This is a genomic window from Mesorhizobium sp. P2_E7 (assembly GCF_056403855.1).
This window is the reverse complement of record NZ_JBFUER010000007.1, coordinates 1-22,498: the sequence shown is the minus strand read 5'-3', so window position 1 is coordinate 22,498 and position 22,498 is coordinate 1. Positions and strand designations below refer to the sequence as shown.

The 22,498-nt window shown below is 62.3% G+C and carries 27 protein-coding genes and 1 other RNA gene; 20 read left to right on the top strand and 8 right to left on the bottom strand.

The features are described 5' to 3' along the window. Nucleotides 1–11: 11 nt before the first annotated feature. From AC1DYC_RS26785 to AC1DYC_RS26760, 6 genes are all read left to right on the top strand, one after another. Nucleotides 12–740, top strand: coding sequence for an ABC transporter ATP-binding protein (locus tag AC1DYC_RS26785; protein WP_142869801.1), 729 nt, complete (start codon nucleotides 12–14; stop codon nucleotides 738–740). Nucleotides 741–757: 17 nt separating this feature from the next. Next, complete coding sequence (locus tag AC1DYC_RS26780; protein ID WP_023668719.1) at nucleotides 758–1,105, top strand: DUF6867 family protein; 348 nt, start codon at nucleotides 758–760, stop codon at nucleotides 1,103–1,105. Nucleotides 1,106–1,242: 137 nt separating this feature from the next. Further along, complete coding sequence (locus tag AC1DYC_RS26775; protein WP_477410729.1) at nucleotides 1,243–2,364, top strand: branched-chain amino acid ABC transporter substrate-binding protein; 1,122 nt, start codon at nucleotides 1,243–1,245, stop codon at nucleotides 2,362–2,364. 297 nt (nucleotides 2,365–2,661) lie between these two features. After that, complete coding sequence (gene pyc / locus AC1DYC_RS26770; RefSeq protein ID WP_477410728.1) at nucleotides 2,662–6,120, top strand: pyruvate carboxylase; 3,459 nt, start codon at nucleotides 2,662–2,664, stop codon at nucleotides 6,118–6,120. A 149-nt stretch (nucleotides 6,121–6,269) separates the two neighbouring features. Then, the gene (locus tag AC1DYC_RS26765) at nucleotides 6,270–6,530 is read left to right on the top strand and encodes a DUF2312 domain-containing protein (protein ID WP_112393546.1); all 261 of its coding nucleotides are present in this window, start codon (nucleotides 6,270–6,272) and stop codon (nucleotides 6,528–6,530) included. Nucleotides 6,531–6,624: 94 nt separating this feature from the next. Further along, a complete protein-coding gene (locus AC1DYC_RS26760; protein ID WP_477410727.1) occupies nucleotides 6,625–7,080 on the top strand; it encodes a hypothetical protein in 456 nt (151 codons plus the stop codon). On the opposite strand, the gene AC1DYC_RS26755 is transcribed toward AC1DYC_RS26760, so the two are convergent. Beyond that, the gene (locus AC1DYC_RS26755) at nucleotides 7,077–7,562 is read right to left on the bottom strand and encodes an arsenate reductase ArsC (protein WP_477410726.1); all 486 of its coding nucleotides are present in this window, start codon (nucleotides 7,560–7,562) and stop codon (nucleotides 7,077–7,079) included. The genes AC1DYC_RS26760 and AC1DYC_RS26755 overlap by 4 nt on opposite strands. 219 nt (nucleotides 7,563–7,781) lie before the next feature. Between AC1DYC_RS26755 and AC1DYC_RS26750 the strand changes: the two genes are divergently transcribed. Beyond that, nucleotides 7,782–8,120 carry a hypothetical protein gene (locus AC1DYC_RS26750; RefSeq protein ID WP_477410725.1) on the top strand — a complete coding sequence of 113 codons (339 nt, stop codon included), beginning with the start codon at nucleotides 7,782–7,784 and terminating at the stop codon, nucleotides 8,118–8,120. A 68-nt stretch (nucleotides 8,121–8,188) separates the two neighbouring features. Here the strand turns inward: AC1DYC_RS26750 and msrB are convergent, their stop codons facing one another. The 4 genes from msrB to AC1DYC_RS26730 all read right to left on the bottom strand — a co-directional run bounded on the left by msrB (nucleotide 8,189) and on the right by AC1DYC_RS26730 (nucleotide 11,263). Then, nucleotides 8,189–8,593 carry a peptide-methionine (R)-S-oxide reductase MsrB gene (gene msrB / locus AC1DYC_RS26745; protein WP_477410724.1) on the bottom strand — a complete coding sequence of 135 codons (405 nt, stop codon included), beginning with the start codon at nucleotides 8,591–8,593 and terminating at the stop codon, nucleotides 8,189–8,191. Nucleotides 8,594–8,697: 104 nt separating this feature from the next. Next, entirely contained in the window at nucleotides 8,698–9,888 is a 1,191-nt protein-coding gene (locus tag AC1DYC_RS26740; protein WP_477410723.1) for a vWA domain-containing protein, read from the bottom strand. 7 nt (nucleotides 9,889–9,895) lie between these two features. Continuing rightward, nucleotides 9,896–10,342, bottom strand: coding sequence for an N-acetyltransferase family protein (locus AC1DYC_RS26735; protein ID WP_477410722.1), 447 nt, complete (start codon nucleotides 10,340–10,342; stop codon nucleotides 9,896–9,898). A 57-nt stretch (nucleotides 10,343–10,399) separates the two neighbouring features. Then, nucleotides 10,400–11,263 carry a LysR family transcriptional regulator gene (locus AC1DYC_RS26730; protein WP_142869736.1) on the bottom strand — a complete coding sequence of 288 codons (864 nt, stop codon included), beginning with the start codon at nucleotides 11,261–11,263 and terminating at the stop codon, nucleotides 10,400–10,402. 147 nt (nucleotides 11,264–11,410) lie between these two features. On the opposite strand from AC1DYC_RS26730, the gene AC1DYC_RS26725 reads away from it, so the two are divergent. Next, the gene (locus AC1DYC_RS26725) at nucleotides 11,411–12,955 is read left to right on the top strand and encodes an MFS transporter (RefSeq protein WP_477410721.1); all 1,545 of its coding nucleotides are present in this window, start codon (nucleotides 11,411–11,413) and stop codon (nucleotides 12,953–12,955) included. A gap of 39 nt (nucleotides 12,956–12,994) precedes the next feature. Here the strand turns inward: AC1DYC_RS26725 and AC1DYC_RS26720 are convergent, their stop codons facing one another. After that, nucleotides 12,995–13,834 (bottom strand): AAA family ATPase, encoded by an 840-nt coding sequence (locus AC1DYC_RS26720; protein WP_477410720.1) that lies wholly within the window; start codon nucleotides 13,832–13,834, stop codon nucleotides 12,995–12,997. Nucleotides 13,835–13,981: 147 nt separating this feature from the next. Between AC1DYC_RS26720 and AC1DYC_RS26715 the strand changes: the two genes are divergently transcribed. The 10 genes from AC1DYC_RS26715 (at nucleotide 13,982) to AC1DYC_RS26670 (ending at nucleotide 19,782) form a co-directional block, all read left to right on the top strand. Continuing rightward, nucleotides 13,982–14,203: a hypothetical protein gene (locus AC1DYC_RS26715; RefSeq protein WP_477410719.1), complete on the top strand. Its 222-nt coding sequence runs from the start codon at nucleotides 13,982–13,984 to the stop codon at nucleotides 14,201–14,203. Continuing rightward, complete coding sequence (locus tag AC1DYC_RS26710; protein ID WP_477410863.1) at nucleotides 14,140–14,406, top strand: DUF4345 domain-containing protein; 267 nt, start codon at nucleotides 14,140–14,142, stop codon at nucleotides 14,404–14,406. Before AC1DYC_RS26715 ends, AC1DYC_RS26710 begins: the two co-directional genes overlap by 64 nt. Nucleotides 14,407–14,431: 25 nt before the next feature. Continuing rightward, nucleotides 14,432–14,587, top strand: a non-coding RNA gene (gene ssrS, locus AC1DYC_RS26705) — 6S RNA. 95 nt (nucleotides 14,588–14,682) lie between these two features. Continuing rightward, the gene (locus AC1DYC_RS26700) at nucleotides 14,683–15,261 is read left to right on the top strand and encodes a 5-formyltetrahydrofolate cyclo-ligase (RefSeq protein WP_477410718.1); all 579 of its coding nucleotides are present in this window, start codon (nucleotides 14,683–14,685) and stop codon (nucleotides 15,259–15,261) included. A gap of 120 nt (nucleotides 15,262–15,381) precedes the next feature. Then, nucleotides 15,382–15,921 (top strand): hypothetical protein, encoded by a 540-nt coding sequence (locus AC1DYC_RS26695; RefSeq protein WP_477410717.1) that lies wholly within the window; start codon nucleotides 15,382–15,384, stop codon nucleotides 15,919–15,921. A gap of 55 nt (nucleotides 15,922–15,976) precedes the next feature. Further along, nucleotides 15,977–16,801, top strand: coding sequence for a TIGR00282 family metallophosphoesterase (locus AC1DYC_RS26690; RefSeq protein WP_477410716.1), 825 nt, complete (start codon nucleotides 15,977–15,979; stop codon nucleotides 16,799–16,801). A 70-nt stretch (nucleotides 16,802–16,871) separates the two neighbouring features. Then, nucleotides 16,872–17,633 carry a TerC family protein gene (locus AC1DYC_RS26685; protein WP_477410715.1) on the top strand — a complete coding sequence of 254 codons (762 nt, stop codon included), beginning with the start codon at nucleotides 16,872–16,874 and terminating at the stop codon, nucleotides 17,631–17,633. Between the two features lie 201 nt (nucleotides 17,634–17,834). Continuing rightward, nucleotides 17,835–18,584: a YebC/PmpR family DNA-binding transcriptional regulator gene (locus AC1DYC_RS26680; RefSeq protein WP_023668740.1), complete on the top strand. Its 750-nt coding sequence runs from the start codon at nucleotides 17,835–17,837 to the stop codon at nucleotides 18,582–18,584. Nucleotides 18,585–19,048: 464 nt separating this feature from the next. Then, entirely contained in the window at nucleotides 19,049–19,459 is a 411-nt protein-coding gene (locus AC1DYC_RS26675; protein WP_477410714.1) for a hypothetical protein, read from the top strand. After that, nucleotides 19,456–19,782 carry an Rdx family protein gene (locus AC1DYC_RS26670; RefSeq protein WP_477410713.1) on the top strand — a complete coding sequence of 109 codons (327 nt, stop codon included), beginning with the start codon at nucleotides 19,456–19,458 and terminating at the stop codon, nucleotides 19,780–19,782. Before AC1DYC_RS26675 ends, AC1DYC_RS26670 begins: the two co-directional genes overlap by 4 nt. Before the next feature lie 32 nt (nucleotides 19,783–19,814). On the opposite strand, the gene AC1DYC_RS26665 is transcribed toward AC1DYC_RS26670, so the two are convergent. Together AC1DYC_RS26665 and AC1DYC_RS26660 are read right to left on the bottom strand one after the other, a co-directional pair. Then, nucleotides 19,815–20,291, bottom strand: a complete 477-nt coding sequence (locus AC1DYC_RS26665; RefSeq protein ID WP_477410712.1) for an anthrone oxygenase family protein — start codon at nucleotides 20,289–20,291, stop codon at nucleotides 19,815–19,817. 1 nt (nucleotide 20,292) lies between these two features. Then, nucleotides 20,293–21,120, bottom strand: coding sequence for an NAD(P)H-binding protein (locus AC1DYC_RS26660; RefSeq protein WP_477410711.1), 828 nt, complete (start codon nucleotides 21,118–21,120; stop codon nucleotides 20,293–20,295). 118 nt (nucleotides 21,121–21,238) lie between these two features. Between AC1DYC_RS26660 and AC1DYC_RS26655 the strand changes: the two genes are divergently transcribed. Together AC1DYC_RS26655 and AC1DYC_RS26650 are read left to right on the top strand one after the other, a co-directional pair. After that, on the top strand, nucleotides 21,239–21,880 hold the full coding sequence (locus AC1DYC_RS26655) for a TetR/AcrR family transcriptional regulator (protein ID WP_477410710.1): 642 nt from the start codon (nucleotides 21,239–21,241) through the stop codon (nucleotides 21,878–21,880). A 297-nt stretch (nucleotides 21,881–22,177) separates the two neighbouring features. Then, the coding region (locus tag AC1DYC_RS26650; protein WP_477410709.1) for a helix-turn-helix domain-containing protein at nucleotides 22,178–22,498 on the top strand (321 nt) is incomplete at its 3' end.

Genomic DNA, 22,498 nt, shown 5'->3' with positions numbered 1-22,498 from the left:
GGGCGTAAGTGATGGCCGAGACAACGTTGCTCGACATCAAGGGCGTCGAGACCTACTACGGCAACATCAAGGCGCTGAACGGCGTCGATGTTCACGTCAACCAGGGCGAGATCGTCGCGTTGATCGGCGCCAACGGCGCCGGCAAGTCGACGCTGATGATGACCATCTTCGGGGCGCCGCGGGCCCGTTCCGGCACCATCACTTTCGCCGGCACCGACATAACCCAGATGCCGACGCACGAGATCGCGCGCATGCGCATCGCGCAGTCGCCGGAAGGCAGGCGCATTTTCCCGCGCATGACGGTGATGGAAAACCTGCAGATGGGCGCCGGCCTCGACAACCTCAAGCACTATGACGAGGATGCCGAGAAGGTGTTCACGCTGTTCCCGCGTCTCAAGGAGCGCATCGCCCAGCGCGGCGGCACGCTGTCGGGCGGCGAGCAGCAGATGCTGTCGATCGGACGCGCGCTGATGGCGCGGCCGAAGCTGCTCCTGCTCGATGAGCCGTCGCTGGGTCTGGCGCCGCTGATCGTCAAGCAGATCTTCGACGCCATCCGCGAGTTGAACCGCACGCAAGGGCTGACCGTGTTCCTGGTCGAGCAGAACGCGTTCGGCGCGCTCAAGCTCGCCACGCGCGGCTATGTCATGGTCAACGGCAACGTGACCATGAGCGGCACAGGCAAGGAATTGCTCGCCAATCCGGAAGTGCGCGCGGCCTATCTCGAAGGCGGCCATCACTGATTTCAGGAGTCTTCACCATGCAAGGCATTCTTCACGAGGAACCTTCCATCTGGCAGTTCTTCTTCGTCACCTGTCTGCTCGGCGGCTGGGCGGCATGGATGACCGGCAAGGCCAGCGCCCAGACATGGCGCAGCCTGCCGGCGCTGTTCGCCTACCTGCTGGGACTCGGCATCGGCATAAGGTTCATTCATCATGCCCTGTTCGGCGGCACGATGTTTTCGCTGCAATACTATGTCGTGGACACAATCGTGCTCATGATATTGGGGTTTGTCGGCTATCAATACACACGCACCAACCAGATGGTGACGCAGTATAATTGGCTTTACGAACGTGCTTCGATCTTAAGCTGGAAGCCGAAAGGTTGACGTTCACCATTAACGCCGTCTCGGGGATGAATCGGCGTGACAAGGGCCCGAAAATCGGCAAAGTACGCTTTCTGCGATAAGGGTGGGCATCGCATGAAAGTATCATCCACGCCCACCTCGTAAATGGGAGCGTTTAAATGAAGAAATCACTTTTGTCCGCCGTTGCCCTGACCGCGCTTGTCGCGTTCGGCGGTAACGCATGGGCTGATGTCCTCGTCGGCGTCGCCGGTCCGATCACCGGCCCGAATGCAGCCTTCGGTGCGCAGCTGCAGAAGGGTGCGGAAGCGGCTGTCGCCGACATCAACGCAGCAGGCGGCATGAATGGCGAGCAGATCAAGCTCGAAGTCGGCGACGACGTCTCCGATCCGAAGCAGGGCATCTCGGTCGCCAACAAGTTCGTTGGCGACGGCGTCAAGTTCGTGGTCGGCCACTTCAACTCGGGCGTCTCGATCCCGGTGTCGCAGGAAGTCTATGTCGACAACAACATCGTCGAAGTGACCCCGGCTGCGACCAATCCGAAATTCACCGAGCGCGGCCTGTGGAACGTGTTCCGCACCTGCGGACGCGATGACCAGCAGGGCGGCATTGCCGGCGCCTATATTGCGGCCAACTTCAAGGACGCCAAGGTTGCCGTCATCCACGACAAGACCCCCTACGGTCAGGGCCTTGCCGACGAGACCAAGAAGACAATGAACGCAGCCGGCCTGACAGAAGTCATGTACGAAGGCGTCAATGTCGGCGACAAGGACTTCTCGGCGCTGATCGCCAAGATGAAGGACGCCGGCGTCACCCTGATCTACTGGGGCGGCCTGCACACCGAAGCCGGCCTGATCATCCGCCAGTCGGCTGACCAGGGCCTCAAGGCAACCCTGATGTCGGGCGACGGCATCGTTACCGACGAGCTGGCTGCGATCGCGGGCGACGCGGTTATCGGCACGCTCAACACCTTCGGTCCGGATCCGCGTCTGATCCCCGAGAACAAGGCACTGGTCGAGAAGTTCCGCGCCCAGGGCTTTGAACCGGAAGCCTACACGCTCTACGCCTACGCTGCCATGCAGGTGATCGCGGAGGCCGCTGCCGTGGCCAAGACGAACGACCCGGTGGAAGTGGCCAAGGCGCTGCATGAGAAGGGTCCGTTCAAGACCGTTCTGGGCGACCTCGCCTATGACGCGAAGGGCGATCCGAAGCTCCCGGGCTACATCATGTACGAGTGGAAGAAGGGTCCGGACGGCAAGATCACCTGGCTGCCGAAGGGCTGATCGGATAACGCAATCCCTACGAAATGCCCGGCGCTTGCGCCGGGCATTTTTCTTTTGACCAGCCGGAGCAGGGACGGAGCGATTGCGTTGGCTAAAAAACAACCGTTAGCCGGAAGCGGATTGTGCGTGGGATGACAATTCGCGTCACTTGGCGACGCCATTCGCACGCAGTCTTTCGCTTTGCGGTGCTAGAATACATTTAAATCGGTTTAATTGTCTCCCGATTTTGGTTGCACTGCAGCATTTTCGCGTTAATCATTGCTGAGCCCCCATCCCTCCCGTCCGGAGCCTTCTTCCTTGGCCATCACGAAGATCCTCGTCGCCAACCGGTCCGAAATTGCCATCCGCGTCTTTCGCGCGGCCAACGAGCTCGGCCTCAAAACCGTGGCGATCTGGGCCGAGGAGGACAAATATTCGCTGCATCGGTTCAAGGCCGATGAGAGCTACCAGGTCGGGCGCGGGCCGCATCTCAACAAGGACATGGGGCCGATCGAAAGCTATCTGTCGATCGAGGAAGTGATCCGTGTCGCCAGGCTGTCCGGCGCCGACGCAATCCATCCGGGCTACGGCCTTCTATCGGAAAGCCCCGAATTCGCCGAAGCCTGCGGCGAGGCCGGCATTACCTTCATCGGGCCGAAGCCCGACACGATGCGCCGGCTCGGCAACAAGGTTGCCGCGCGCAATCTCGCCATTGAGGTCGGCGTGCCGGTGATTCCGGCGACCGACCCGCTGCCGGACGACGGCGAGGCGATCAAGAAGCTTGCTGCCGAGGTTGGCTATCCCATCATGCTCAAGGCGTCGTGGGGTGGTGGCGGGCGCGGAATGCGCGCGATCCGCTCGGAAGCCGACCTGCTGCGCGAGGTGACCGAAGGCAAACGCGAGGCCAGGGCCGCCTTTGGCAAGGACGAGGTCTATCTCGAGAAGCTGATCGAGCGCGCCCGCCATGTCGAGGTCCAGGTGCTCGGCGACACCCACGGCAACGCGGTGCATCTGTTCGAGCGCGATTGCTCGATCCAGCGCCGCAACCAGAAAGTCGTCGAACGGGCGCCAGCGCCTTACCTCAGTGAGGCGTTGCGCCAGGAGCTTTGCGGCTATGCGCTCAAGATCGCGCGCGAGACCAGCTATATCGGCGCCGGCACCGTGGAATTCCTGCAGGACGCCGACACCGGCAAATTCTACTTCATCGAGGTCAATCCACGCATCCAGGTCGAGCACACCGTCACCGAGCAGGTAACCGGCATCGACATCGTCAAGGCGCAGATCCACATCCTGGACGGCTTTGCCATCGGCACGCCGGAATCGGGCGTACCGGCGCAGAAGGACATCAGGCTGAACGGCCACGCGCTGCAGTGCCGCATCACCACCGAGGATCCAGAGCACAATTTCATTCCGGATTACGGCCGCATCACCGCCTATCGCGGCGCCACCGGCTTCGGCATCCGGCTCGACGGCGGCACCGCCTATTCGGGCGCAGTCATCACCCGCTTCTACGATCCGCTGCTGGAGAAGGTGACGGCGTGGGCGCCGACACCGGCCGAGACAATCGCCCGCATGAACCGGGCGCTGCGCGAGTTCCGCATCCGCGGCGTCGCCACCAACCTCACCTTCCTCGAAGCGATCATCAACCACCCGAGCTTCGCCGACAATTCCTATACGACCAAGTTTATCGACACGACGCCGGAGCTGTTCCAGCAGGTCAAGCGCCAGGACCGCGCCACCAAGCTGCTCAACTACCTGGCCGACGTGTCGGTCAACGGTCATCCGGAAACCCGCGGACGCCCCATGCCGAAGGCCGATGCGGCAGCACCCGTCGTGCCCTATCTCAACGGCAATGTGCCTGATGGCAGCAAGCAGAAACTGGAGGTGCTCGGCCCAGAGAAATTCGCTGCTTGGATGCGCGAGCGAAAAGAGGTGCTGGTCACCGACACGACGATGCGCGACGGCCATCAGTCGCTGCTCGCCACCCGCATGCGCACGCATGACATCGCCAATATCGCCGGCACATACGCTCGGGCCTTGCCGCAGCTCCTGTCGCTTGAATGCTGGGGCGGCGCCACTTTCGACGTCGCCATGCGCTTCCTTACCGAGGATCCGTGGGAGCGGCTGTCGCTGGTGCGCGAAGCAGCACCCAACCTTTTGCTGCAGATGCTTCTGCGCGGCGCCAATGGCGTCGGCTACACCAACTACCCCGACAATGTCGTGCAGCATTTCGTCAAACAGGCAGCGGCCGGTGGCGTCGATCTGTTCCGTGTCTTCGACTGCCTGAACTGGGTCGATAACATGCGAGTCGCCATGGACGCGGTCGGCGCCGAAGGCAAGCTGGTCGAAGCGGCGATCTGCTACACCGGCGACATCCTCGATCCGGCGCGCGCCAAATACGACCTCAAATACTATGTCGGGCTGGCGAAGGAATTGCAGACCGCTGGCGCTCACATCATCGCCGTCAAGGACATGGCCGGCCTGCTGAAGCCGGCCGCCGCACGCGTGCTGTTCAAGGCGTTGCGCGAGGCAACCGACCTGCCGATCCATTTCCACACCCACGACACGTCGGGTCTATCGGCGGCGACGGTGCTGGCGGCGGTGGAGAGCGGCGTCGACGCCATCGACGCGGCGATGGACTCTCTCTCCGGCAACACTTCGCAGCCGTGCCTGGGCTCGATCGTCGAGGCGCTGAAGGGCACCGAGCGCGATCCCGGCCTCGACCCGCAATGGATCCGCAACATCTCGTTCTATTGGGAGGCGGTGCGCAACCAGTACGCCGCTTTCGAAAGCGACCTCAAGGGACCGGCCTCGGAGGTCTACCTGCACGAGATGCCGGGCGGCCAGTTCACCAACCTCAAGGAGCAGGCGCGCTCGCTCGGGCTGGAAACGCGCTGGCACGAGGTGGCGCAGACCTATCACGACGTCAACCTGATGTTCGGCGACATCGTCAAGGTGACGCCGTCGTCCAAGGTCGTCGGCGACATGGCGCTGATGATGGTCAGCCAGGACCTAACCGTCGCCGATGTCGAGAACCCCAGTAAGGACATCGCCTTCCCGGACTCGGTCGTCTCGATGCTGCGCGGCGATCTCGGCCAGTCGCCGGGCGGTTGGCCGGAAGCTCTGCAAAAAAAGGTGCTGAAGGGCGACAAGCCGATCACGGTGCGGCCGGGCTCGCTGTTGAAGCCGGCCGATCTCAAGGCCAGCCGCAAGGAGATCGAGGAGAAGCTGGAGCGCAAGCTTAGCGAGAACGAATTCGCCTCGTGGCTGATGTATCCAAAGGTGTTTTCCGACTTCGCCGCGGCGCAGGAGACCTATGGCCCGGTCAGCGTGCTGCCGACGCCGACTTATTTCTACGGCATGAAGTCGGAAGACGAGATCTTCGTCGACATCGAAAAAGGCAAGACGCTGGTGGTGCGGTGCCTTGCGATCGGCGATGTCGACGAGAAGGGCATGGTCACGGTGTTCTTCGAACTCAACGGCCAGCCGCGAAGGGTGAAGGTTCCGGACCGGGCGCATGGTGCGTCCGCCGCAAAGGCGAGACGCAAGGCCGAGCCCGGCAACGAGGCGCATGTCGGCGCGCCGATGCCGGGCGTGGTCTCTGCGCTTGCGGTTGCCGCCGGCCAGGCGGTCAAGGCCGGCGATGTGCTGTTGTCGATCGAAGCAATGAAGATGGAGACGGCGCTGCATGCCGAACGCGACGGCACGGTGGCCGAAGTGTTGGTCAAGGCCGGCGACCAGATCGACGCGAAGGATCTGCTGATAGCGTTTAACTGACGCCCGCACCGATCACGCTGGGGACGGTTGGCAGCAGCCGTCCACGAAGCATCGATAATGGCTTGACCCGCCGCGCCCGCTCGGGCATCGAACCCGCTCCAATTTTGCCGCGTCAGAATCGCGGCGCTTAAAAAGAAGCGGAGAAAAACATGGCCGACGACATCACCGATACCAGCCAGACTGTTGCCGCCGGCCAGTTGCGCGCTTTCATCGAGCGCATCGAGCGGCTCGAGGAAGAAAAGAAGACTATCGCCGACGACATCAAGGAAGTGTTCGCCGAGGCCAAAGGCACCGGCTTCGACACCAAGGCGATGCGGTCGATCATCCGGCTGCGCAAGAAAGATCAGGCCGAGCGGCAGGAAGAGGACGCGATCCTCGATCTGTATATGGCCGCCCTCGGCATGGTGTAAGAGACTGTATGGAAATTCGGCTCCGGCGGTCATCGCCGGAGCGAATTTCGAAACAGTCTCAGGCCGGGCATGATGCTGGAACGGGCATCGCACCATGAGCGAATTCGACTTCGGCGCCCGCCGCGCCTCTGAATTCCGCCAACGCAGCTTCTGGACGCTGTTCGCCGAACGGCATCCGGAGGAACGCGCATCCATGGCGCGGCGCGGCCCCTGGTTCTGGCAGCGCGGGCTGCCGGACTTCGCCTTGGTCCTGTCCATGTATGTCGCGCCGGCGCAGAACCATGTCGGCGTCTTCTTCGGCCGCAACGAGAAGTTCGGGGCGACGCAGGCATGGTCGCGGCTGAAGCCTTTCCAGCCGGCAATCGAAGACAGGCTGAAACTCAGGCCTGAGCAGAGCTGCGAAGGCCTCGGCATCAACTCGATATGGCGGGTGAACTGTTTTGCCGAGGACAACTGGCCGGCCATGGCCGACTGGCTGGCGACGGAATGCTCGCGCTTCGAGCGCGCCGTCACCGAGGTGCTGGGACAGGCTGAGGGCGCCTGGCGCTAATTCGGTTTCGGCGCGTCGTGGCCGATCTCGTCCAGATGCTGCTGCAACGCCATGTGATCGAGCGCGTCCATCGGCAGGTTGGTGAACAGCGAGATGCGGTTGTTGAGCATGCGATAGGCGTCGGCGAAGGCCAGATGCATTTCGGCGTCGGTGCCTTGTGCCTTGGCCGGATCCGGTATCGCCCACAACGCGGTCATCGGGTGACCGGGCCAGACCGGACAGGATTCGTTGGCGGTGCTGTCGCAGAGGGTGAAGACGAAATCCATCTCCGGCGCGTCGGGCTTTGCGAACTCGTCCCAGCCTTTCGAGCGGGCGAAGCCGGTGTCGTAGTTGAGGCTCTCAAGCAGCTGCAGCGCGTAGGGATTGACGGTGCCCTTCGGCTGGGACCCGGCGGAGAAGGCCTTGAACTTCTCGGCGCCAATGCGGTTTAGAATGGCTTCGCCCATAATCGAGCGCGCTGAATTGGCGTTGCATAAGAACAAGACATTGTAGCTTTGTCGCTCATCAAAGACCTCCCTTGCAGGCGACCTCGGGACGAAGGAACGGCACGTTCAGCAAATTAGCTTTGCGGCAGATGCCGGCAAGGGGCCATCCGGAAAGATTTCGCGATTGTCTGGCGGCGATCGCTAAGCCATATGCTTCTACGATCATCGTGCGCGCCTGCCGCGCTCGGGATCGCTCAGAACGAAAGAGTTGAGCTGATGCAAGGACCAGCGGGGGGCGAAGACGGCAAGATGGGCGGAACGGCCGGCTTCTTCCGCGCCCGCTGGCATGGTGTCGTGCCGCTCGACCGCCTGTTCTGGCACGACATGGTCGTGGTTGGCACGGCGATCAACATCGCGTCGTCGGTGGTTGCGCTCATCCTGCTCGGGCTGAAGCTGCCGCTGGCAGCGGTGCTGGCCGTGCATTTCGCGCCGGTGCCCTACAACATCTTCCTGACGCTGGCCGTCTGGCGAATTGCGGAAAGGGCCGGCGGCGCCAAGGCCTCGCTGATGATGCTCGGTTCCGCGCTATGGCTGATCCTGGTGGTCGTTGTCTGAAACGCCGGCCGGGCACGAAAAAGGGCGGCCGGAGCCGCCCTTTGCAAGAGATGATGACCGGGTTGCGGTTAGGCTGTCGGCTCGAATTTTAGCGCCACGCCATTGATGCAGTAGCGCAGGCCGGTCGGCGGCGGGCCGTCGTCGAAGACGTGGCCGAGATGGCTGCCGCAGCGCGCGCAATGGCATTCGGTGCGGACCATGCCGTAGCTGCGGTCGACGGTGTTTTCGACCGAGCCGGGCACCGGGTCGTTGAAGCTCGGCCAGCCGGTGCCGCTCTCGAACTTCAACTTGGATTCGAACAGCGGCTGGTCGCAGCCGACGCAGGAAAAGGTGCCGGCACGCTTTTCATAGAGCAAGGCGCAGCTTCCGGGCCGTTCGGTGCCGTGGCCGCGCATGACGGCATATTGCTCCGGCGTCAGCCGGGCACGCCATTCGGCGTCGGTGCGGGTAACGGGGTAGGTGTGGGTATCCATCTAATCTCCTCAGCCTTGGCGGCTTGTTGTTGGTTGCAAGCTGTCTTCGTCCCAACATAGGCATTTGTTACATGTCTGCCCAGCACCGAGATGTGCTCGAATCCTCAATGCTTGCGTGAAAGCTGCTTGGTCGCGGCTTCGAGCCCGGCCAGCGTCAGCGGGAACATGCGGCCGCCGAACAGGTCGCGGATCATCGCGATCGAGTGGGTAAAACCCCAGTTCTTCTGGTTTTCCGGATTAAGCCATATTGCATTCGGCCATTGCTGCAGCAGGCGGCCGAGCCAGACGGCGCCGGCTTCCGGGTTCCAGTGTTCGACCGAACCGCCGGGGTGTGCAATCTCGTAAGGGCTCATCGAGGCGTCGCCGACGACGATGGCCTTGTAGTCCGGCCCGTATTTGTGGAGCAGGTCGAAGGTCGGGATCGTCTCGGCATGCCTGCGGCGATTGTCCTTCCACACGCCCTCATAGAGGCAGTTGTGAAAGTAAAAATATTCGAGCTGGCGGAATTCGGCGCGGGCGGCCGAAAACAGCTCCTCGACGCTTTTGATATGGTCGTCCATCGAGCCGCCGACATCGAAGAACATCAACAGCTTCACGGCGTTGCGCCGTTCGGGGCGCGTCTGCACATCGAGATAGCCGTGCTCGGCGGTGGCATGGATGGTGCCGGGCAGGTCGAACTCTTCCTCCGCGCCCTCGCGCACCCAGCGGCGCAAGCGCTTCAGCGCCACCTTGATGTTGCGGGTGCCGAGCTCGACCGCATCGTCGAAATTCCTGAACTCGCGCTTGTCCCAGACTTTTACCGCACGGCGGTTGCGGCTTTCGTGCTGGCCGATGCGCACGCCTTCGGGATTGTAGCCATAGGCGCCGAACGGTGAGGTGCCGCCGGTGCCGATCCATTTCGAGCCGCCCTGGTGGCGGCCCTTCTGTTCCTCCAGCCGTTGCTTCAAGGTCTCCATCAGCTTGTCGAAACCGCCGAGCGCCTCAACCAGTCTTTTCTCTTCCTCGGTCAGATGCTTTTCGGCGAGACGGCGCAGCCATTCTTCCGGAATGTTGGCGACATCGATGGCGTCCGGCCCGGCGAGCGCTTCAATGCCCTTGAAGACATGCGCAAACACCTGATCGAAGCGGTCGATATGGCGCTCGTCCTTCACCAAAGCGGCGCGGGCGAGGTAATAAAAACCCTCGACGTCATAGTCGACCAACCCGGCCTCCAGCCCCTCCAGCAGCGACAGATATTCCCGGAGCGAAACGGGAACCCGCGCGGCCTTCAGTTCGAGGAAGAAAGGGAGGAACATGGCCTGTCTAAAGCAGATCGTACTCGATGAAGCCCGTCCGGCGCGCCACGTGATCGTAGAGTTTGCGCGCCGTGGTGTTGGTTTCGTGGGTCATCCAGTAGACGTTCTTGACGCCGATCTTGCCGGCTTCCTGCTTGACCGCTTCGATGAGGGCAGCACCCACGCCTTTGCCGCGCACATCCGGGTCGGCGAACAGGTCCTGCAGGTAGCAGTTGTTTTTCTCCGACCAGCCGGAGCGATGATAGAGATAATGGGTCAGGCCGACGGCCTTGCCGTCGAGGGTGGCGATAAATCCCTTCGGCTCGAATTCGCCTGCCGTGAACAGCCGCTTCCAGGTGATGTCGTAGACCTCGTCCGGCAGCTTGGTTTCATAGAAGGTGAGGTAGGCAGTCCACAGCCGCCGCCAGTCGGCGTGGTCGGCCTGCGCCAGCGGACGGACGGTGATCTCGGTCATTTCGCTTCCTCCAAAGCCTGATCCGTCGCGACGGAATCAGATCGAATACAGCTTCGCCTAGGCAGCCGCAGAATTGTACTCGCGAAATGCGGTCGCAAGCACATGCAGTGCCTCGCGCGCCCGCGGCGCCAGCGTGTGTGAATGCAGGACCACTTCGGACGGGTCAAGCGGCGGCAGGCCGAGCTTGCGGCCAACCTCGACCAAGCCAGGAGGAACGACGCGGTGGGCCAGCGCCGAAATGGCAAAGCCCGCCGACACCGCAATGTTGACGGCCGCGCCGCCGCCGCCGACGAAGGCCTCCTCCCAGGCTATGCCTGCCTTGTCCAGCGTCTCGACTGCCCGCACGCGATCCGGGCAGCTGCATATTGTGCTTAGAAGCGCCAGGCGCAGCGGCGTTCCACGCTGCCATTCGAAGGAAGGGGTCGCGAACCAGCCATAGTGGTTGCGCGACAAGGTCCGGCCCGGGCGGCTGTCGCCTTCGCGGTGTACGATGATCGCATCGAGTTCACCGCGATCGAACGCTTCCTTCAGAATGGTGCTGGTGTCGATCCTCAAACTGAGCGTGAGCGAGGGATCGTGCGCGTGGAGCTGGGCGATCAGGACGGAAAGCTCGGGGCCGGCGACATGATCGACAAAGCCGAGCGCAAGCCGGCAAGGTGCCTCGGCAAACTCGGCCATGGCGCGCTCATGCGCGGCCAGGAAATCGCGCGCGGAGGGCAGGAACACCGCGCCCTTTGCCGACAGGCTGACGCGGCGTGGCGTGCGTTCGATCAGACGCGCCCCGAGCTTTTCCTCGAGCCGGCGCAGCTTGACGCTGATCGTGGCCTGGGTGCTGCCGAGCGCTGCGGCGGCACGGGTGAAGCTCTGCAGGTCGGCCACCATCACGAAGGTGCGGACGGCATCGACATCAAGGCTGGTCATTTAGAAGCCTTCCATTGAGAAGCATGCCAATTTGTCATTTCTGATATAGCCGACCATAGCCTTTTTTCATGATCAAGTCTCCTCTATTTCAGGCTGATCGCGGTTTGAAGAGCATCGCCGCCCATGTTCCGATGGAGAGAGATCGATATGCCGTTGCCAATCCAACGAAACACCCTTGCGCTGACCGGCGTGTGCCTGGCGTCGCTGCTGTTCGGGCTCGAAATCTCCAGCGTGCCGGTGATCCTGCCGAAACTGGAAAGCGTGCTCGCCGCCGATTTCAAAGACCTGCAATGGATCATGAATGCCTACACCATTGCCTGCACCACGGTGCTGATGGCGACCGGGACATTGGCCGACCGGTTCGGCCGCAAGAGCGTGATGGTGATCACCACCGTCGCCTTCGGCCTCGCCTCGCTGCTGTGCGGTCTCGCCCCGAGTGCTGCGCTGCTGATCGCCGCCCGCTTTCTGCAAGGCCTTGCCGGCGGCGCGATGCTGACCTGCAGCGTGGCGGTGCTGTCGCACCAGTTCCAGGATGGAAAGGCGCGCGGCAGGGCCTTTGTCGCCTGGAGCGTCGTCGCGGGCATCGGGCTCGGTTTCGGGCCGGCCATCGGCGGCTTGATCGTGGCGCTGTCGAACTGGCAGTGGGTGTTCCTCATCCACGTGCCGCTGGCGATCCTGGCGCTCGCCTTCATCGGCGCCGGTGTCACGCAATCGCGCGATCACAACGCCCAGAAGCTCGACTGGGCCGGCATGCTGACGCTCTCGGCCGCAGTGTTCGGCTTCTCCTATCTGATCACGCAAGGTGCAGACCTCGGGGCGAGCGCCCGCATCGGTGTGATTGCCGCTTCGGTGGCGGCCTTCATCACTTTCCTGATCGCAGAGAGGGTCAATGCCTATCCGATGTTCGACTTTTCCGTGTTCCGCATCCGCCAGTTTTCGGGTGCGATCATGGGCGCCATTGGCATGAATTTCAGCTACTGGCCGTTCATCATCTATCTGCCGATCTATTATTCCGGCGTGCTCGGCTACGACAGCACGACGACGGGCCTGCTGCTGCTCGTCTACACGCTGCCCTTCATGGTGATGCCGCCAATCGCAGAGCGCATTCGCGCCCGCTATCAGGCGCGGATCGCCATCCCGCTCGGCCTTTTGACATTGGGTGTCGGCTTCATCGCCATGTGGATCGGCTCCGGGCTCGAAGGGGCGACCTGGCTGACCATGCTGCCCGGCACGCTGATCGCCGGCATCGGCATTGGCCTCACCAATTCGCCGACCACCAACACCACCACCGGCGCGGTGTCGCCCGATCGCGCCGGCATGGCGTCCGGCATCGATATCAGCGCACGGCTGATCACGCTCGCCATCAACATCGCGGTGCTCGGCCTGCTGCTGACGCAGGGGATCGTCTCTTACCTCAGCAACGCATTTGGCACGGCTTTGAGCCCAGGCGCGGTGCGTGCGCTGGCAGAAAGGATCGCCACCGGCAATCTCCACGACCTTGCGCAAGGGACGCCCGAGCTTGCAACGCTCGACCCCTCCGGCACCATTGTGCACGCCGCATTGGTCAACGGCTTCAGCTGGGTCATGCTCTATTGCGGGATCGGCGTTCTCGCTTTGTCGGTCATCGGCTTCGTCATCTTCGGACCGAAGCGTGTCGCGCCGCAGGAGAGAGGTTTTGCTGCCGCCGAGTGAGCGGCGCAAGCCAGCTCATGGTTGTCAGCCCGCCGCCCCTCAGCCCTGCCGTCTGGCCATGAAGGCCAGGCGCTCGAACAGGTGCACATCCTGCTCGTTCTTCAGCAATGCGCCATGCAGTTTGGGCAGCGCGTTCTTCGGATCGGCGCGCAGATCCTCGGGTGCGATGTCGTCGGCGACCAGCAGGCGGATCCAGTCGAGCGCCTCGGAGGTCGACGGCTTCTTCTTCAGCCCCGGCACATCGCGGATCTCGTAGAACTGGGTGAGGGCTGCCCGCACCAGATTCTGCTTGATGCCGGGATAGTGGACGTCGACGATTTTGTGCAGCGTCTCGACATCGGGAAAGCGGATGTAGTGGAAGAAGCAGCGGCGCAGGAAGGCGTCGGGCAGTTCCTTCTCATTGTTGGAGGTGATGATGACGATCGGCCTGACCGCGGCGCGGATCGTTTCGCCGGTCTCGTAGACGAAGAACTCCATCCGATCGAGTTCCTGCAACAAATCGTTGGGAAACTCGATGTCGGCCTTGTCGATCTCGTCGATCAAAAGCACGACCTTCTTGCCGGCCGCAAAGGCCTCCCAGAGCTTGCCGCGCTTGATGTAGTTCCTGATGTCGTTGAAGCGCTCGTCGCCGAGCTGGCTGTCGCGCAGCCGCGAGACGGCGTCATACTCATAGAGCCCCTGCTGCGCCCGTGTCGTCGACTTGACGTGCCATTCGATCAGGTCGAGGCCAAGCGCCGATGCCACCTGGCGGGCAAGTTCGGTCTTGCCGGTGCCAGGCTCGCCCTTGACCAGCAAAGGCCGCTCCAGCGCGATCGCCGCATTGACCGCCACCATCAGGTCCTTGTCGGCGACATAGGCCGCCGTGCCTTCAAAACGCATGCTTGCTCCTCGGTTGGTCATCGCGACCGTAAGGACGCCGCCCGGCCTGTGCAAGGGCGAGCCGAATGCGACGAATGGGCTTGAAACCCCTGAGGAAAACATCCGTTGCTATCGCAAGGCCGCACGGTGGGCTGGAGGGATGGCAGCGTGACCGAAACGATATCGGGCAGGACGGCACTGCAGATCGTCGTTGCCGTGCTGGCGGCAACGCCGGTGCTGGTCGGCCTCGAAGGCGTGTTGTCGGGGCCGGAATTCCTTGATGTCGCAGCCCCTGGCCCGTCGATCTCGACAGCCATTTCCGCTTCCTGTCCGGCTTCTTCCTTGCCGTCGGCATCGCCTGGTACAGCTGCATTCCCGACATCGAGATGAGGACGGAGCGATTTCGGCTGCTTGCCGCCTGCACTTTTGCCGGCGGACTGGCGCGGCTTATCTCGCTGCTCACCGTGGGCGCACCATCGTTCGGGCACATCGCCGGCCTCTGCGTCGAGTTGCTGGTGGTGCCGGCGCTGGTCTGGTGGCAGGGGCGTATCGCGAATAAAGCCGCTGAGAATGCCCACCTCACTGGCGCTTAGCCGACCAGCAGCCTATATTGGAGCGGACGGTCTGCGCTTCCCGGCAGGAGAACATTTTCCCCGGGGCCTTAACGATCCTTAGGGAGCTGTCCCTGGGAAGACCCGTGGGTTTTCTCATACGGCGCCCACCTACTTTGTAGGTTCCCGGGATCGCTCTCTCCACCGGTTGTGTGGATCGTCACTTCTTGCCTCAATCCACGCATTTGGTGGATGGTGCGGTAGAAAACGTCGCTCCTAAAACGCCGCCAGAAACCGACCTTTTCTATCGTTCAGCGCATGACATCCTCAAAAGACCTGAAGAAACAACTGCGCCGCGAAGCTCTCGGTCGCCGCGATGCGCTCGATCCTATGTGGCGGGTGGAAATCGCGCTTGAGATGGCCGAGACGGCGCGCGACCACCTCACTATCGAGCCGGGCCAGATCGTTTCAGCCTTTTGGCCGATGCGATCGGAAGTCGACGTCAGGCCGCTGATGTTTGCCTTGCGCGAGAAGGGAGCCAGGCTTTGCCTGCCGGCCATTCTCGACAAGACCACAATCGTCTTTCGCGAGCTGGTGCGCGGCGCGCCGATGGTCGAGATGGGTTTTGGCACGGTCGGTCCGCATGAGGAAGCCGAGGTTCTCGATCCCGCGGTGATGTTGGTGCCGCTCGCTGCTTTCGATGCCCGCGGCCATCGCCTTGGCTACGGCGCCGGCCACTATGACCGGGCGATCGCGCGCCTGCACGCCATGGGGCGCCAACCCCGACTGATCGGCATCGCCTTCGACTGCCAGGAGGTAGCGCGGGTTCCCGACGAGCCACATGACGTCGTCATTCCGGAAATACTCACCGAGAGCGGCTTGCGCCGCTTCGCTTAAACGTTCGCGATCTTAGTTTGATGCATGTCGTTGTCTCAAAACCGGGCCGCTTTTGAGCGACATGCATTAACGCGTTTCCAAGACATGCCGGATAGTATTTTCGCACTACAATCCGAGCCGATGGCGGTCGTCATGTTTGTCTTAGCACGCTACCTGCTGATGCCGTTCGCGCTTATCGCGGTGGCGCTGTTCGCGATGGCATTGCACATTGCCGGAACGGCCCTGCATCACCAGTTCGCCTGGCATCAGGCAGTTGCCACCGTGACGGATGTCAGTCCCTATTCCGAAACGCAGAAAAACGGCCTGACCACGAAAGGCATCAACGTCGCCGTCACCTATGTGGCGAACGATGCGCCGATGAGCTGGTCCGGCAAGGGAAAGGACATCGGTCTCTATACTGCGTCCAAAGGCGACCAGGTGGAACTGTACTACGACCCCGCCGATCCATCGGCCCTCGATACCGCCGCGATGAAGGGCTGGCGCGGCGGGCTGTTGCTTCTTGCCGTTGCCGGCGGTTTCACCGTTTTCTACGTCTGGCTCTTCTGGCTGCGCCGACGTACCGCCCCACCGGCGTCGCCGATGATGTCTTCGGCCGGCCACGTCGCAGGCGCGGGCGCAAAATCGTCCCAACAGCGGCGTGGTACTTTCGGCCGGGGCTAGAACCAATCGCTCCGTAGCGCTTGCCTAGCGTCCGTGCCTCTGGATAGAAGTGGGCATGAGACTTCTCTTCCTCGGCGACATGGTGGGCAAATCGGGACGTACGGCAGTGTGGGAACAACTGCCCGGCCTGATCTCCGATTTCAAACTCGACTTCGTCATCGTCAATGGCGAGAACGCCGCCGGCGGCTTCGGCATCACCGAAGACATTTTTCGCGACACGATCGCGGCGGGCGCCGATGTCGTCACCACCGGCAACCATGTCTGGGACCAGCGCGACGCGCTGATCTTTGCGCCGCGCGAGGAGCGCTTTTTGCGTCCCTCCAATTTTCCCAAGGGCACGCCGGGGCGCGGCTCCGGCGTCTACATTGCCAAAAACGGCGCGCGCGTGCTGGTCGCTAACATTATGGGCCGGGTGTTCATGCATCCCGAGCTCGACGATCCGTTCCAGGCCGGCGAGCGCGAACTGGCCGCGTGTCCGCTGGGCGAGCAGGCCGATGCCGTGGTCATCGACTTCCACGCCGAAGCGACCTCGGAGAAAATGTGCTTCGCGCATTTTGTCGACGGGCGCGTCAGCCTTGTCATCGGTACCCACACACACCAGCCGACCGCCGATCATCAGATCCTCAATGGCGGTACCGGCTACATGTCCGACGCCGGCATGTGCGGCGACTATGATTCCTCGCTTGGCATGGACAAGGAAGAACCACTCAACCGGTTCCTGTCGAAAGTGCCGAAAGGCCGCTTCGAGGCGGCGACGGGACCGGCGACATTGTGTGGCATCGGCGTCGATATTTCCGACCGCACCGGCCTGACCGAGAAGATCGCGCCGTTTCGTCGCGGGCCGCGACTTGAAGAAACCGCGCCATCCTTCTGGTCATGACATTGATATGCTGGACTATAGTACCTAACTGGCGACGAAACTGCTCTAGATCGTAGAGGGGACGACCTCCATGCAGCTCGTTGAATTCCTGGCGCCACATTTTCAATTTGTCTCTGATCCAACCGCCTGGGTCGCGTTGCTGACGCTGATTGTGCTCGAGGTCGTGCTCGGCATAGACAATCTGATCTTCATCTCGATCCTGACCAACAAATTGCCGGAAGCGCAGCGTGCCCGCGCCCGCCGTCTCGGCATCTCGGCGGCGCTGGTCATGCGGCTGGTGCTGCTTGCCACCATTTCCATCATCGTCCAGCTGACGACACCGGTGTTCACCGCCTTCGGCCACGGCTTTTCCTGGCGCGACCTGATCCTGATCGCCGGCGGCCTGTTTCTGGTGTGGAAGGCGACCAAGGAAATCCATCACACCGTCGATCCCGAAGACCACAAAGATACGATGCTGGGCGAGACGCTGCAGATCTCGCTGGCCGGCGCCATCTTCCAGATCCTGCTGCTCGACCTCGTCTTCTCGATCGATTCCATCATCACCGCCGTCGGCATGACCGACGAGATCGCCATCATGTATATCGCTGTCATCGTGGCGGTGAGCGTGATGATGCTGGCGGCCGGGCCGCTGGCCAATTTCATCGCCAAGAACCCGAGCATCGTCATGCTGGCGCTGGGCTTCCTGCTGATGATCGGCATGACGCTGATCGCCGATGGCATGGGCTACCATGTGCCCAAGGGCTACATCTATGCCGCCATGGGTTTCTCGGCCCTGGTCGAGGGGCTCAACATGCTGACGCGGCGGCGCAGGAAATCCGGCGGCGGCCATTGAAGCTGCTCGCCGGGGCGCTGTGAACGCCGTGTCTGGACGAATTGAGCCGATTTATCTATAAGCCGGCCATTCCGACAGAGAACGCCGTAAGCCTTCGCAGGCATGCGAGAGACGTTCTGAATTTAAATTCGAGCATTTGCGGGAAGGCCGGGTATCGTCGCCTCGCCTCGGAATGCTCTAGCCGAAGACGACAGGGGTGCCATGGCTGGCCATTCACAGTTCAAGAACATCATGCACCGCAAGGGTCGCCAGGACGCGGTGCGGTCGAAAATGTTTTCCAAGCTGGCGCGCGAAATCACCGTCGCCGCCAAGAGCGGGACGCCGGATCCGTCGATGAACCCGCGCCTGCGCCTGGCGATCCAGAACGCCAAGGCCGTGTCGATGCCGAAAGACAACATCCAGCGCGCCATCAACAAGGCGTCGATGGGCGATGCCGAGAATTACGAAGCGGTGCGCTATGAGGGTTACGGACCAGGCGGCGTGGCGCTGATCGTCGAGGCGCTGACCGACAACCGCAACCGTTCGGCCTCGAATGTGCGCGCCGCCTTCACCAAGGCCGGCGGGGCGCTCGGCGAAACCGGCTCGGTGTCGTTCATGTGGAACCGCGCCGGCGAGATCTACTATCCAGCCTCCGCCGGCAGCGCCGACAAGGTCATGGACGCGGCGATCGAGGCCGGCGCCGATGATGTCGAGTCCGACGAGGAAGGCCACACCATCTACTGTGCCTTCGAGAGCATGGGCGAAGTGTCGAAGGCGCTGGAAGCCTCGCTCGGCGAGGCCGAATCGGTGAAGCCGATCTGGCAGCCGCAGAACAATGTCCCGGTCGACGAGGAGCGCGCCCAGTCGCTGATGAAGCTGGTCGCCACGCTCGAGGACGATGACGACGTGCAGAGTGTCTACGCCAATTTCGAAGTCGATGACGAGACCATGGCCAAACTCAGCGCGGCATAGGCCCGTGCAATACAGGCGCATGCGAATATTGCTGTCGGAAGGTGACCTGCCTACGCTATAGATTAGTCAGTTATCACGGGGCGCCGATGACCGACTATGAGCAGGCACGTTTTGCCGAAGCGATGGCCTGGCCTCGCCGGCCTGGCACATGGCGCCGGCTTCTCGCTGCACTCATCGACTAGCTTGTCGTCCTGATCACTCTGTATTTGCTCGTAGGGGCTCTGTTTCTGCTGACCAACGGTGGCGTAAAAGGCAGCTTTTGGCTGAACTGGAAACTATGCCAAGAGGGTACGATTCATGGTGCCCCGACACTTGCCCGTTATGACTGGCAGGTGTGTAGAACATCAGTACTCGGTTTGCCGGTCGCCATATGGAGCGTGGGTACGGCACCGGGCTCAAAGCCTGGAGAAACCTCCTCCATCTCGATCGATCTGGATTCGCAAGGGAATTTTAGGCCTGCAGCGTTGGACCTGGGTTTCCTCGAGCTGATCGCTCTCGCATCGTACCTTCTGATTATGGAGTTTAAGTCCGGCCGACCAATCGGCAAGCGGCTGACGGAGCTCATTGTGCATGATGAGGCCGACAAACACAGGATCGGCTTGCCGGTGAGAAAGGCCGTTCGGCGGCAATTTATGAAGTTTCTCGGTGCATTGCCGATCGTCCTGACGGGAGCTTGGTACTCCTTTCAGACTTGGGGCACCGCTCCCGGTGGCGTGCAAGACTACTCCAGCCTGGAAATAGTGGTTGCATCCGCCGCCCTCGTTTTGGTGTTGATCTGGCCGATCTGGATCGCGATATCCATGGCTCTGGGCGACGACCCGATACACGATCGATTTGCAATGACCACAGTACGCGTAGAGGAGACCCAGACATGAGCGTGCCGGAGAGGCCTCGCGTGGTCATCACCTATTGCACGCAGTGCCAGTGGCTGTTGCGGGCCGGCTGGATGGCGCAGGAGCTGCTCTCGACCTTCGGCACGGATCTGGGCGAAGTGACGCTGGTGCCGGGCACCGGCGGAATCTTCACCATTTCCTGCAACGACGTGCTGGTCTGGGATCGCAAGCGCGACGGAGGTTTCCCGGAGGCAGCAAAACTCAAGCAGCTGGTTCGAGATGTGATCGATCCGGACCGCGATCTCGGCCACTCCGATCGCAAGGGTCACACCTCAAAGGACCACACGCAAAAAGACCCCGCCTGAGCGAGGTCCTTTGCATTTGCGAAGTGCCATCTTCAGAGCAACGCGAAGATGAAGCAGGCCATGGACACGATGGCGGTGATGGTGCGGACGTGGTTCCACATCACCCATTGGTTCAGATGGTTCGCCCACACGGCGGCGCCGTTGGCGCTGGCCGGGTCGACGGCGGCGAGCGCATCGTTGAGCGGCACATTGAAGACCATGGTCACGATCGGGTTGCCGATCACGTAGATCACCGCACCGGCAAGCAACCAGTACGAGCCGGACTGGCTCCAACCCATGATGGCGGCGGCGATAAGCACCAGACAGAGCAGGCCGGTGCCGAACAGCGCCGTCATGAAGGTCGGGGTGATCACCGTGATGTTGATCGAATTCATCGCCGCAATGCCTTGCGGGACGGGCAGTCGGGCAAGCGCCGCCATGACGAAGTTGGAAAAGGCGAAGAACACGCCGCCGACGACGCCCGAGCCGATTGCGGCAATGATGGTGAGGGTGGGAACAAGCTTGGTCATCTCAGTTGCTCCAGATGCCGGTTGCGGCGGTTTCATTTGCGTAGGCGGAAAAGTCTTTCGGCGCGCGGCCGAGCACACGCTGGACGCCATCGGTCAGCGTCTCGTTGCGGCCGTCAAGCACTTCGGTGAACAGCTCGTTGAGCAGCCAGGTGATTTCAGGCGGCAGTTCATATGCGGCCATCGCGGTGGTGAATTCGTCATGCGAGACCTTGACGTAACGGATGTCGCGCCCGGCTGCCCTGGCGATCTCGGCGACCGCGTCGGCGAAGGTCAGCAGCCGCGGCCCGGTCAGTTCGTAGAGCTGGCCGACATGGCCTTGTTCGGTCAGCGCGACGAAGGCGGCGTCGGCAATGTCGTCGGCATCGATGAAGGGCTCACCGACAGGGCCGACCGGCAGGGCTACTTCGCCCCCGAGCAAGGACTCGATGAGAAAGCCTTCGCTGAAGTTTTGGGAAAACCAGGCACAGCGCAGGATCGTCCAGTCGGCGCCCGAGGCTTTGACCATCTCTTCGGCGCGCTGGGCCTCCGTCTCGCCGCGTCCGGAGAGCAGCACCAGGCGGGTGATGCCGCTGGCTACGGCAAGCCTGGCGAAGGCGCCGACGGTATCGGCGGCACCCGGCACGGCGATGTCGGGATAGTAGCTGATGTAGATGGCGCTTACGCCCTGCATGGCGGGGCCCCAGGTCGCCGGAACGTCCCAGTCGAAGCGCGGGCTGCCCGAGCGCGAGCCGATCCGCACGGGAACGCCCTGTGTGGTCAGGCGCTCGGCGAGGCGACGGCCGGTCTTGCCGGTGCCGCCGAGGATCAGGATTGGTTTGGTGTCAGTCATTGTGGTTATTCCTCTGTTTGAAAATATGAGCAATCCTCACATTTGCAAAACGTGATAAACCCTCGTATTTTGCGAGTCAAGACGTTTGTCGGCAATTTTCTCGAGACCGGAGACAGTCATGGAAGACACGGCAGCGCCCGCATCCGCCCAGGAACAGGTCGCATCGCCGCGGCGGGCGCCGACGCAGCAACGCAGCCGCGAGCGGGTCGAGCGGATGCTGGCCGCTGCCTCGGCGCTGATTGCCGAGCAGGGCAGCGACGCCATGCGCATGGGCGAGGTGGCGGAACGGGCCGAGGTGTCGATCGGCTCGCTCTACCAGTTCTTTCCCGACAAGCGGGCGATCGTCTGGGCATTGGCCGAGCGCTATACCGCCGAAAGCCAGGCCTGCATCTCCTCGGCACTCAAGGATGTCGGCGACGCTGAAGGCCTGCGGCAGGCGTTTTCGGAGCTGGTCGATATTTACTACCAGCTGTTCCTGGCCGAGCCGGTGATGCGCGACATCTGGTCGGGCACACAGGCCGACAAGGCGCTGCGCCAGCTCGAACTCGCCGACAGCCGCGCCAATGCCGAATTCCTGACTGCCGTGCTGAAGCGGCTGCAACCAAGTGCCGATCCGGTGGCGCTGGAGACGACGGCGTTTCTGGTCTGGCAGATGGGCGAGGCCGCGGTGCGGCTGGCGATCTCGGTCGACCGGCAGGAGGGCGACAGGCTGGTGGCCGCCTACAAGCGCATGGCGCTGCGTGAGTTGCTGGAAGGGTAGGAGCAGCGCTCCTCTCCCCGTCTCTATACGGGAGAGGATGCCGGCAGGCAGGTGAGGGGCAAAGCAAGCTTAGAAAAGTTAACTTCGCTTTGCCGGGGCAAGCCGCCGAATATCCCAAGCTGGCTATTTTGCTGATGGCCAATCTGCCGACGCTGGCGCTGCCCCTCATCCGCCTGCCGGCACCTTCTCCCCGTATAGTGACGGGGAGAAGGGAGCTGTGTCCGAACCGGATAGATGGGTAACAGAATGGACCGATTAGATGGGTGACAGTTTTCTCCCTCGCCGGGAGGACCGGCGATGGTTTGGCGAGAGACTGGCATCATGGATGAGCGGCTTCGGTTTGTGGTGGGRTGCCTGACCGGCGAGGAKACGATGACGCAGCTGTGTGCGACGTTCGGTATCTCTCGCAAGACTGGCTACAAATGGCTTGAACGCTACCGGAAGTTTGGGCCGGCAGGTCTGCATGATCTTCCGCGTGCGCCGCTCAATCACGGCCGGGCTACGCCTTGGGATGTGGTGGAGCGGATCGTTGCTATGAAAGAGGCGCACCCGCTGTGGGGTCCCAAGAAGATCATGGCCAGGCTCAAGCATGCGGAGCCTTGCTGCGGCTGGCCCGCG